An 11,461-nucleotide genomic window follows, 5' to 3' on the forward strand; every position below is an offset into this window, starting at 1 on the left:
GACGTTGCCCGAACACGGAGCGCATTTTCGGAGGAAAGCAATCGCAGGGCCAAGGAACCCCCTTCCGCAGCGAAACGCGAAGTCTTGGTGCGTCAGCAGGTTGCCCGATGCGAGCCGGCAGCGAAGCGTCGCGATTCCGCCTCGCTCGATTCAAGGTTTTGGATGAGAACAGGGAATCGGATTCGCCGTGCAGTCGGCTGCCCCTCGTTCGCAGCGTTCGGGGCGAGGCGTTATCCTCCGGCGCATGCGCGTGATCCGCCGCCCGCTCGCCCTCGCCGGACTCGCCGGCGCCGTCGCCTTCGCCGCTCCGGCACCGCCCCCCGTGAAGGCTCCCGCCGTGGAGAAGGTCGTGGTGCGGCTCGCGCAGTTCGACGTCGTCGTGCGCGACAAGGAAGGGAAGCTGATCCGGGGGCTGGAGGCGAAGGACTTCGTCGTCCTCGAGGACGGCTCTCCCCTCGACGTCGTCGCGGTCGATTCCTGGGAGTCGCTCGAGAAGGCGGCCGCCGCCGAACCCGCCCCGGCGTCCCCCGAGCCGGTCCCCGAACCCCAGACCGGCGACGCCCCGTCGCCCACGCCCGCGGCCCCGAAAAAGGACGAGGATCAACGCGCGTTCCTGATCCTCTTCGACAATCTCAACGCGTCGACCGCGATGCGCCTGACCCAGGCCAAGCGGGCGGCGACGCGATTCGTCCGCGAGAACCTCCGCGCCAACGACCTGGCGGCGGTTTACACCCTCGACCACGCGCTCCGGCCGATCTCGCCCTTCTCGACCAACCCCGAGGAGACCGTGCGTGCCGTGGAGAAGGTCGCCTGGTTCGAAAGCTCCACGTTCTCGGAGCAGATCGCGGAGTCGATCCTCGCCTACCAGTCGGAATCTGCGGCGAGTCGGATGCAGGGCCGCCTTCAGAACGCCGCCCCGATCGAGGGCGGAAGGCTCGACTGGACGCGCCAGCACGTCTACCGGAGCCTCGCCTCGCTCGCCGAGGTCTTCCACTCGCTTCCCGGGCGACGCGTCCTGGTGCTCGTGTCGGCGGGGTTCCCGATGACCGCGCCGGGGGACGTGGAGCGCCTGCGCGGGGGGTTCACGAACGAGTTCCGGGACCTCGTCAAGGCCATGGGGCGCTCGGGGGTCGCGGTCTACACGATCGACGTCGGCGACGATCTCGCGATGGGGGACGTGAAGAACCGCATCGACTGGCGCGTCGCCGTCGGCAAACTCGGCATGGACGAGTCGTTCATGGCGGACCTCGGGTTCGACTCCGCGTTCGGGACCGGGTCGGCCTCGTCCCGGCGGGAGTTCCTCGGCGTGCTCGCCAACGAGACCGGCGGGCGGATGTTGACGAGCAACGACCTGAACCGGGCGTTCGAGACGATCCAGGAGGACACGGCGAACTACTATCGCGTCTCGTGCCGCGTCCGCGAGCAGGCGGGGGACGCCCGCTACAGGCGCATCGTCGTGAAGGTCCGCGGAATCGACGACGCGCGCGTCACCGCGCGGCGCGGCCGCTACTCCGACGTGACGCCGAATCCCTCGAGCGCGGGAACGGCGGCCTCCGACCGGATCGAACGTTACGCGCGCCTGCTCCTGCGCACGAGCGCAACGACCCTCCCGGCGCCGTCCGACAAGAGCATCCCCGTCGCGATCGTCGCGGAGGTCGTCGGTCCGGTCGTCCTCGCCCCCGACACCGAAGGGGCCGGGCGCGTGGAGCTCGACTTCGTCGCGGTGGCGCGGGTCGCGGGCGAAGTCGTCGGCCGCTACTCGCGCCGCGTGAGCGTGCGCGTGCGGCCCGAGGGGCTCGAGGCGGTCCGCCGGGGATTCCGGGTCGAGGGGAGGATCGACCTCCCGGCGGGGATCTACGACCTGCAGACGACGGTGCGCCTGGAGGAACCGGCGCAGCTGGCGATGTGGAGCGGGCCGATCGCCGTGCCTCCCCCCGGGCGAGGCACGGGATTGCGCTTCGCGGGGGCGATCCTCGCCCGCGAGTCGGAGCCGCTTCCGCTCCTGGCCAAGGCGGAGCTGAAGGCGGACGCGAAGGACGCCCTCGCCCTTCCGCAGGGGCTGCGCCTGCTCCCTCCCGTGGACCCCGCCTTCCAGGGACGGGAGTCGGCGCTGGTGTTGTTCTGGCTCGAGGGCCTTCCGGTGGGGGACGCTCCCCCACGCTTCACCATGGACGTGACCGCGGTCGGCCCCGAAGGGGCGACCTCCCCTCTCCCCGGAGGGATCGTCTTCTTCGAGCCCGACGGCGAGCGGTATCGCGGCGTGCTCCGCGCGTCGCTCGCGGGCCTGGCGCCCGGGGCCTGGCAGATCCGCGTCGCCGCGCTGGGGGAGACTCCGGAGGCGCGCGCGGAGGCGCGCCTGCCGATCGTGGTCGAGGCCGCGCCTACTTCTTCATCGCCTTGAGGGTCTCGCGGGTCTCCTCCGCGAGCGGCCCCTTGGAGTCGAGCTCGAGCGACTTGCGCATCGCGGCCACCGCCTCGTCGATCTTGCCGTCGCGCAGGAGCAGCCGGGCGTTGAGCGCGTGCGCCATCGCGAGGTCGGCGTTGCCGGCGCCCGGCAGGTCGAGCACCTGCCGGAACATCTCCCCCGCCTTCACGTAGTCCTTCTTGTTGAAGTAGCTGATCCCGACGTTGAGAAACGCTTCCGGGCTCGCGGCGCCCACCTTCTGCGCCTGATCGAGCACCTCCTTCGCCTTCTCGGGCTGGCCCATGCGCGTGTGGATCGCCGCGATCTCGAGGTACGGCTCGGGACGCGAGGGGTCCAGCGCGGCCACCTGCTGGAACGCCTCGAGCGCGCCGGCGTCGTTCTTGAGGTCGAGCCGCGCGAGCCCGAGTCCGATGAGCGCCTCGGTGCGCAGTTGCGCGGTCTGGGTCGTGTCGAGCTCCTGGAGGAATAGCGGCTCGGCGTCGGCCGGACGCCCGAGCCGGCGCAGGAGCTGGGCGCGCAGAAGCGCCGCCCCTTCGAACTTCGGGTTCAGCTCGAGCGCCTTCGCGAGCGAGGCCTGGGCCTCTTCGTCCTGCTGGCTCGTCCCGAGGCAGAAACCGCGGAGGTAGTGCCCCAGGGCGCCGTCCGGCTTCGCCTGGATCCCGGCGTCGATCTGCGGGAGCGCACCCGCGCAGTCGCCCGCCTGCACCTGGGCCACGATGGCGTTCCACGACGCCTCGGCGGCGCCGGGGGGCGGCGCGCCTTCCGCCGCGACCGGAGCCACCTCGCCCATCGTGACGTCGGCGTTGACCTCGGAGGCATCCGCGATGTTGAGCGTCGGGGGCTTGGCGGGGTTCGGCCGGCCGTCGATCGCCCAGAGCTCCTTCTTCTGCATGTCCACCGCGCGCGCCTTGAGATTGGCGATCGCCTTGCCGGGAAGCTCCACCGCGAGGTGGTAGTCGCCCGGACGCACGAGGGCGAAGAAGAAGGCCCCTTTCTTGTTCGTCTTGCCCGCGACCTTGATGCCCCGCGAGTCGGGCGTGGGCTCCAGCGAGACCGTCAGTCCCTCGAGGGGCTGTCCCGCCTCGTCGTGCACGGTGCCGAGCACGCGGCCCTGCTGGGCGAAGGCCGCCGAGGCGGCCAGACACGCGAAGACGACGCCGAGCGCCGCCGTGCGAAGCGAATGGGAGGTCATGCCTTCACTCCTGGGGACCGGCCCCGATGCGACTCACCGACCGGCCGATTCTAGGGGGACCGGCTCGCGGGATGCCAGCGGGTGGGCATAATGCGGTCCGTGCGTCAGCGTTTCATCCTCGCCGGCGGAGCCTCGGTTCTCGCGATCGCAGCGGTCGCCACGTCGATCCAGCGGATCCCCGAAGGATCGATCGGGCTGCGGCCGGGAGCGGTCGTCGACGCGGGCCTCGGGTTCGCCCCGCCGTGGGGCCGGGCGACCGTCGTGCGGGCGGGCGGCAAGGCCGCCCTCGCCGGACTGACGTTCCGGACCCCCGAAGGCTCCGAGCTCGTCTTCGACGTCGACGTGGACTACACGCTCGCGACGACGATTCCCGACAAGTTCCGGGACGACGCCGCGCGGCGCGGCCTCGACGCCGCCCTCGGGACGCTCGCCGGGCACGTGCTGCAGGACCTGGGAGAGCGCTCGGGGGCGGAAGCGCTCCTCTCCGACCCGTCGACGCTCGAGGCGGCGTTGCGCGCCGCGTTCGGCTCGAACGGCGTCACCGCGACGCGGGTGAGCGCGCGCTCGACGATGGGGGACGAGGTGCTCGGCCGCCGCCGGACCGCGGAAGCCCGGGAGCGAGTGCGGCCGATGTCGGCGCGTCGCCTCGTGGTCGTGGGTTGGGACGGCGCGGACTGGGAGATCCTCGACCCGATGCTCGCCGCCGGCCGGATGCCCCATCTCGCCGGGATGCTCGCCTCGGGAGTGCGTGCCGACCTGCGCTCGTACGATCCGATGTTCTCGCCGCTGTTGTGGACGACGATGGCGACCGGAAAACCCCCGACCCAGCACGGCATCGCGGACTTCCTCGTCAAGGACCCGGGCACCGGGAAACGCCGCCCCATCACGAGCGACTTCCGCAAGGTGAAGGCGCTCTGGAACATCTGCGGCGACCTCGGCCGCGAATCGGGCTGGGTGGCCTGGTGGGCGACCTTCCCCGCCGAGCCGATCCGCGGAACGATGGTCTCCGAGCTGCTCGCTTCGGTCTCGATGCGCGGCGCCGACGCTGCCCTCGCGGTGAAGGGGATCGCGAGTCCCGAGTCCTGGCTTTCGGAGCGTCGCGACCTGATCGTCGCCGCAGCCGACGTCACCTACGAGGAGATGGCCCGGCTGTTTCCCGTCGCGCGCGCCGAGTTCGAGGACGCGAGACGGCGCGCTCCCGAGGAACAGGTCGACCCCGACTCCAAGGCCGCTCCCGACCCGCTGACGTTCACCGTGAAGCTGCTCTCCGCGACGCGCACGTACCATAACGTCGGGGTCGACATGCTGAAGTCCGGGCTTCCGGTCGTGTCCATCTACTACGAAGCGCCGGACATGATGGGGCACCGCTTCCAGCACTACATGCCGCCGAAGATGGCGATGGTTTCGGACGAGGAGTTCGCGCGTTTCCGCGACGCGGTGGGGAACTACTACGAGGTGCAGGACCGGATGCTCGGCGAGGTGCTCGCCGCGGCGGGGCCGGATGCCGACGTCGTCCTCGTCTCCGATCACGGCTTCCGCAACGGCGACGACCGACCGACGGACGTGGCGCCCTTCACGACCGGCCAGCCGGCGGAGTGGCACCGTCCGTGGGGGATCTTCGCCGCCCGCGGACCGTCTTTCCGGACCGGCCGGATCGGGCCCGCGAGCCTCTACGACATCGCCCCGACCCTCCTCTATCTGCAGGGATTCCCGCAGGCCGACGACATGCCGGGCCGCGTCATCGAGGCGGCGCTTCGCCCCGGGCTTCTCGCCTCGCGCTCCCCCTCACGGATCCGCAGCTACGAGCTCGTCGGCGATCGCATCGCGCGACGGGCCCCGGCGGAGATCGATCCCGCCGCCATGGAAGAGATGATGGCGAACCTGCGCGCACTCGGGTACGTCGGGGGCGAGACCACCGATCCGGTGACCGCGCCCGCCGCAACCGGAGCCGCGACGGCGCCGGAGACGGCGGCGGGCGGGGACGCCTCGCAGACGCAGGTTTACTACCACCGGAATCTGGCCACCTATCACCGCAAGCAGGGAAACCTCGCCGCCGCCGAGCAGGAGCTGCTTCTGGCCAACGAGCGCCAGCCGTTCCCCAAGACCTACGCCATGCTCGGCGAGGTGCGGGCGTCGCAGGGGCGTTTCGCCGAAGCGGCGGAGGCGATTGAGGAGGGATACCGCACGATCCCCTCGATGATGGAGCCCGAGAGCCTCCTCTGGCTCGTGGAGATGTACCTGCGGGCGGGGAACCCCGGGGCGGCGGGGACGGTCGTGTCCCGCCTGGGCTCGCGGGCGACCGCCGCGGTCCGTGAAGCGATCCAGGGGCGCCTCGCCGACGCGGCCGGAAACGTCGACGCGGCGACGGCCGCCTATGAGCGGGCCCTCGCGCAGGATCCCCTGCTGGTCTCGGTGGCGATGCGCCTCGGGGACCTCTACCGGGCGCGGGGGGCGCCGGGGCGGATCGTGCCCTTCCTGGAGCAGGGGGTCGCGAAGAACCCGAAAGCGGACGCGTATCACCACCTGCTCGGAGAGCTTGCCCTTGCGGGCGGCGATGCGAAGGGGGCGCACGCCCATTTCCTCCGCGCCGTGGACATCCAGCCGGAGAACGGTCTCTACCTCGGCCACCTCGCAAACGCCGCGGCGGCCCTCGGGCGTACGGCCGAAGCCCGGCAGTCGCTCGAGTGGGCCGAGCGATGGACGGGACGCGAGGCCCCCTCCTGGATCGCCATCGGGGGCGCCTGGGATCGACTCGGCGAGCCCGACCGGGCCCTGGCCGCGTTCGCGAAGGCCCGGGAGTTCGGCGCGCAGGGTCCCGCCCCCGAGATCGGCACGATCCTCGCCCTCGCCCGGGCGGGGAGGGTGGCGCAGGCGCGCCGCGCCCTCGCCGAAGCCACGCAACGATTCCCCGAAAGCCGGGCTCTGGCGGACCTCGCCGCGCGTTTGCGCTGAGTCGAAGCGCTGGGCTAGGATTCGGCCCGTTGTGACCGCTTCGAGGTGGGCGCAAGCCCACCTTTTTCTTTTTCTGCGGGACGACGCGTGGCCAGAGACGAACTCCAGACCCGGCTCGAAAGCATGGCGGCTCAGGCGGCCTCCACCCGGGGGGTGGAGGTGGTCGAGGTGCTCCTGCGTCGACAGGGGCGCCATTCGGTGCTGCGGATCGACATCGACCGCCCCGGTACTCCGGGGGTGACCCTCGAGGACTGTGAGGCGGTGAGCCACACCCTCGACACCCTGCTCGAGGCCGATGACCCCTTCGGCGACGTTCCGTACGATCTTCAGGTCTCCTCCCCCGGTCTCGATCGCCCCATCCGGAACCCCGAGGACGTCCGAAGGAACCTCGGCAGACGCGTCGTCGTGAACACGCGCGTGCCGGTGGACGGCCGACGCGCGTTCAAGGGGGTCCTCGCCGGCGGCGATGCGGCGGGATTCCGGGTCCTGCGCGACGACGGAGTGGAGGTCGGCGTGACGTTCGAGGTGGTCGAACTCGCCCACCAGGACCTCGACCTTCCCCCCACCCCGCGACGGGGAAAGCGTTGATTTCGGCGTGGTATAGTGCGCGGCGCGTCGCTACGGGTCTTCCTGAAGGGCGGGGTGCGCGGACGCGGCGGACGCGCCACCTCAACCGTCGTTCCCACGAACGACCCGCCTCGAGCGGGCTAGCGGACCGAGCAGCGCGGACCCGGGCCTTCACGGGCCTCGGTTCCCGCCGCACGGGAGTGGTCTTGCCATGAGCAGTGAGTTGTTCCAGACGATCGAGATCATCGGCCGGGAGAAGGGCATCGACCCGGATGTCATCATCCAGGCCGTCGAAGAGGCGTACGCGGCCGCGTCCCGGAAGTACTACCGGAGCAAGGAAGACTACGGAGCCCGCTTCGACCGCGCGTCGGGGCGGTTCGTGGTCTTCGCGAAGCACACCGTGGTGACCGAGGACGAGCTGATGGACCCCCACACCGAAATGACGGTGGAGGAGGCCCGTGAGGTCAAGCCCGACGCCGAGGTCGGCGACGTGATCGAGACCCCGAAAGAGGGGTACGACGCGCCTCTCACCCGCATCGCCGCCCAGGCCGCGAAGCAGGTCATCTATCAGAAGGTCAAGGAAGCCGAGCGGGAGATCGTCTGGCGCGAATACGGCGACCGCATCGGCGACCTGCTCACCGGTGTCGTGAAGCGCTTCGACCGCGGCGACATGATCCTCGACCTCGGCCGAACCGAGGGGGTCATCCCCCGCCGCGAGCAGTCGCGCGCCGAGCACTACAACCCCGGAGACCGCATTCGCGCGGCGCTCATCAACGTCGACAAGGTCGGCAAGGGCCCGCAGCTGATCCTCTCGCGGGGGAGCGAGCTGCTGGTCAAGAAACTCTTCGAGATGGAGGTCCCGGAGATCTACGACGGGACCGTCCAGATCGTGAACGTCGCGCGCGACCCCGGCGAGCGCAGCAAGGTCGCGGTCCGCTCCAAGGACCGCGACGTCGATCCGGTGGGCGCCTGCGTGGGGATGAAGGGCTCCCGCGTCCAGGCGGTGATCCGCGAGCTGCGCGGCGAGAAGATCGACATCGTCCAGTACGACGACGACATCGCGCACTACGTCCGCAACGCGCTGAACCCCGCGGCGATCAACCGCGTGTCGGTCCGCGACTACGAAGAGCGGGAGATGGAGGTCATCGTTTCCGAGGACCAGCTCTCGCTCGCGATCGGCAAGAAGGGGCAGAACGTCCGACTCGCCTCGAAACTCGTCGGCTGGCGCCTCGACATCAAGAGCGAGGCGGAAAAGAAGGCCGAGATCGAGGCGGAGATGGAACGGATGGCCGAGGCCTCGCGCGAGCTCGCGAGCATCCCCGGCGTGAATTCGTCGATGGTGTCGCGCCTTCTGGACGCGGGTTTCCGCAGCATCGAGGAGATCTCGCTCGCGTCGCTCGAGGATCTGCTCAGCATCGAAGGCATCACCGAGGACGAGGCGATCGACCTCCACGACGCGGCCGAGACCGCGCTCGAGGAGCGGATGCGCCAGATGGAAGAGGAGGAGGCCGCGGCCGCCGAGGCGGAAGCGATCTCCGAGTCGGAGCCCGAAGCTTCGCCCGAACCGGGCGAAGGCGAAGGCGACGGCGAAGCCGACCGAAGCTAGGACCGGAACGGAGACTGCATGCCGGGCGTACGCGTCTACCAGCTCGCGAAGGAACTCAAGGTCCAGAGCGCGCTCATCCTCGAGCTGCTCGACCGGATGGGCCGCGAGGTCCGCTCGGACCTCTCGGCGATCGACGAGCCGACGGCGAAGCTCGTCCGCGAGCGTCTGACGGCGGCCCTGGAAGCCGAGAAGCGGCGGCTCGTCGAGCACCCCGCGGAGGTCGCCGAGCCGGCCCAGGAAGCCGCCCCGGTCGAGGTGGAGATCCTCGTCGAGCCGGAGGTGCCGCCCACCCCCGCCCCCGCGCCGCCGGCCGTCGCGGAACTCCCCGCCGAGCAGGCCGCCGCGCCCGCGGAGCCGGTCGCCGAGGCGGCGGAGCCCGCCGTCGCCGCGGTGCCGGAGCCCGAATCCGTACCGGTCGCCGAACCCGCCGCCCCCGCAGCGCCCCCGGTCGCCGAAAAGCCGGTCGCGCCGGCGCCGACCCCCGCGCCGAGACCGGTGGCGGCCGCCCCGGCCTCCCAGCCGGCGGCGGCCTCCCCCGCGCCCGCCGCTCCGGCCCCCGGCCAGCCGCGCGCGCCGCGTGTCTTCGCCGCCCGCCGGACGACGCCGATCATGGTTCCCCCGCGAGGGGCACGTCCCACCGGTCCCTCCGCTCGCCCCGGCATGGGCGGCCCCGGCGCTCCCGGCGCCCGCCCCCCGATGGGGCCCCCCGGCGCCCGCCCCCCCCTGGGGGTGCGAGGTCCCGCAGGTCCCGGTGCTCCGGGCGCTCCCCGTCCCGGTCAGCCCGGCCCCGGCGGCCCGCCGCCTCCGGGAGCGCCTCGCCCCGGCCAGCGTCCGGGAGGCGAACGCGATCGCGGCGAGCGCGGGCGCAAAGGGAAGGGCGCCGAGGCCCCTCCGCCGATCGCCCGGGTGCGTCCCGACCTCCCTCCGGTCCCCGAGAACATCACCCTCTCCGAGGCGGTGACGGTCAAGGAGCTCGCCGAGAAGCTCAACCGCAAGTCGAAGGACGTCATCGCGAAGCTGATCTCGCGCGGGGTGCTCGCGACGATCAACCAGCCCCTCGACCCGCAGATGGCGATCGACGTCGCCAAGGAGTTCGGGTCGACGGCCGAGATCGTCACCTTCGAGGAGGAGCAGCAGCTCCAGGAGATCCTCGACCCGAAGCTCGCCGCGGCCGCGGCGGCTTCCCCCGCCAAGATGGTCCGCCGCCCGCCGGTCGTGACGGTGATGGGCCACGTCGACCACGGGAAGACCTCGCTGCTCGACGCGATCCGCGAGGCGAACGTCGTCTCGACGGAGCACGGCGGGATCACCCAGCACATCGGCGCCTACCAGGTCGAGGAGAAGGGCCGCAAGCTCACCTTCCTCGACACCCCGGGCCACGAGGCGTTCACGATGATGCGCGCCCGCGGCGCACGCGTGACCGACATCGTCGTGCTCGTCGTGGCCGCCGACGACGGCGTGAAGCCGCAGACCCTCGAGGCGATCGACCACGCCAAGGCGGCCGGTGTGCCGATCGTCGTGGCGATCAACAAGATCGACAAGCCCGACGCGCGCCCCGAGCGCGTGAAGCAGCAGCTCGCCGATCGCGGCATCCTGATCGAGGAGTACGGCGGGCAGACCGTCGCCTGCCAGATCTCCGCGAAGAAACGCACGGGCATCCAGGACCTGCTCGACATGATCCTGCTCGTCGCGGACATCGCCGACCTCAAGGCGAATCCCGACCAGCCGGCGACGGGTGTCGTGCTCGAGGCGCGCCTCGACCGCGCGCGCGGCATCGTGGCGACCGTGCTCGTCCAGCAGGGCACGCTGAAGGTCGGCGACCCCTTCATCGCCGGCAACGCCTACGGCAAGGTCCGGGCGATGTCCGACGAACACGGGCGCCGCGTCGACGAGGTCGGCCCGTCGAGCCCCGTCGAGGTCATGGGCTTCCAGAGCGAGCCCGCGGCCGGAGACGCCTTCCAAGGCGTCGTCGACGAGCAGAAGTCCCGGCAGATCGCCCAGTTCCGCCAGGAGAAGGCGCGCCAGGCGGCGCTCGCGAAGTCCTCGCGACGCACCCTCGAGAGCCTCTCCCGCGAGATCGCCGAAGGGCAGATCAAGGAGATGCAGGTCCTCGTCAAGGCGGACGTGGCGGGCTCGCTCGAAGCGCTGCAGCAGGCGATCGGCGAGCTCCCCAAGGACAAGGTCCGCGTCGAGGTTCTCCGCGCCGGCACCGGTGCCATCACGCAGGCCGACGTCCTCCTCGCCGCCGCGTCGAGCGCGATCGTCGTCGGGTTCAACGTCCGTCCCGACCGGGCGACGTCGGAGCTCGCCCGCCAGGAAGAGGTGGAGATCCGCCTCTACACGATCATCTACGACCTCGTGAACGAGCTGAAGGCCGCGATGGTGGGGCTGCTCGAGCCGACCCTCAAGGAGTCGATCCTCGGCCAGGCCGAGGTCCGGCAGCTGTTCAAGGTCCCGAAGATCGGCGTGATCGCCGGGTGCTACGTCACCGACGGGCTCCTCAAGCGGACGGCCGACGTGCGGCTGATCCGGGACAACGTCGTGATCTACACCGGCAAGGTCGGCTCGCTGCGCCGCTTCAAGGACGACGTCTCGGAAGTGAAGAACGGCTTCGAGTGCGGGATCGGCATCGCCGGCTACAACGACCTCAAGGAAGGCGACGTCATCGAGTTCTTCACGATCGAGAAGATCGCGCAGCAGAGCCTCTAACCGGAGGGGC

At 71.1% G+C, this 11,461-nt stretch carries 6 protein-coding genes; 5 read left to right on the plus strand and 1 reads right to left on the minus strand.

The window, feature by feature from the left end:
* The first annotated feature begins 244 nt into the window (after positions 1-244).
* Entirely contained in the window at positions 245-2,401 is a 2,157-nt protein-coding gene (locus VF139_09215; protein HEX6851573.1) for a VWA domain-containing protein, read from the plus strand.
* Here the strand turns inward: VF139_09215 and VF139_09220 are convergent.
* Positions 2,382-3,617: a tetratricopeptide repeat protein gene (locus VF139_09220; GenBank protein HEX6851574.1), complete on the minus strand. Its 1,236-nt coding sequence runs from the start codon at positions 3,615-3,617 to the stop codon at positions 2,382-2,384. The genes VF139_09215 and VF139_09220 overlap by 20 nt on opposite strands.
* Positions 3,618-3,716: 99 nt before the next feature.
* On the opposite strand from VF139_09220, the gene VF139_09225 reads away from it, so the two are divergent.
* The 4 genes from VF139_09225 to infB all read left to right on the plus strand — a co-directional run bounded on the left by VF139_09225 (position 3,717) and on the right by infB (position 11,451).
* Positions 3,717-6,569 carry an alkaline phosphatase family protein gene (locus VF139_09225; protein HEX6851575.1) on the plus strand — a complete coding sequence of 951 codons (2,853 nt, stop codon included), beginning with the start codon at positions 3,717-3,719 and terminating at the stop codon, positions 6,567-6,569.
* Between the two features lie 87 nt (positions 6,570-6,656).
* Positions 6,657-7,157 carry a ribosome maturation factor RimP gene (gene rimP / locus VF139_09230; GenBank protein ID HEX6851576.1) on the plus strand — a complete coding sequence of 167 codons (501 nt, stop codon included), beginning with the start codon at positions 6,657-6,659 and terminating at the stop codon, positions 7,155-7,157.
* A 190-nt stretch (positions 7,158-7,347) separates the two neighbouring features.
* Positions 7,348-8,742 carry a transcription termination factor NusA gene (gene nusA / locus VF139_09235; protein ID HEX6851577.1) on the plus strand — a complete coding sequence of 465 codons (1,395 nt, stop codon included), beginning with the start codon at positions 7,348-7,350 and terminating at the stop codon, positions 8,740-8,742.
* Between the two features lie 18 nt (positions 8,743-8,760).
* Positions 8,761-11,451, plus strand: coding sequence for a translation initiation factor IF-2 (gene infB, locus VF139_09240; protein ID HEX6851578.1), 2,691 nt, complete (start codon positions 8,761-8,763; stop codon positions 11,449-11,451).
* Positions 11,452-11,461 lie beyond the last annotated feature (10 nt).

The organism is Candidatus Polarisedimenticolaceae bacterium, assembly GCA_036376135.1.
GTDB lineage: Bacteria > Acidobacteriota > Polarisedimenticolia > Polarisedimenticolales > DASRJG01 > DASVAW01.

Coding starts and splice junctions, on each gene's coding strand:
- nusA (HEX6851577.1), top strand. CDS start 7,348: ATGAGCAGTGAGTTGTTCCAGACGATCGAGATCATCGGCCGGGAGAAG.
- infB (HEX6851578.1), top strand. CDS start 8,761: ATGCCGGGCGTACGCGTCTACCAGCTCGCGAAGGAACTCAAGGTCCAG.
- VF139_09220 (HEX6851574.1), bottom strand. CDS start 3,617: ATGACCTCCCATTCGCTTCGCACGGCGGCGCTCGGCGTCGTCTTCGCG.
- VF139_09215 (HEX6851573.1), top strand. CDS start 245: ATGCGCGTGATCCGCCGCCCGCTCGCCCTCGCCGGACTCGCCGGCGCC.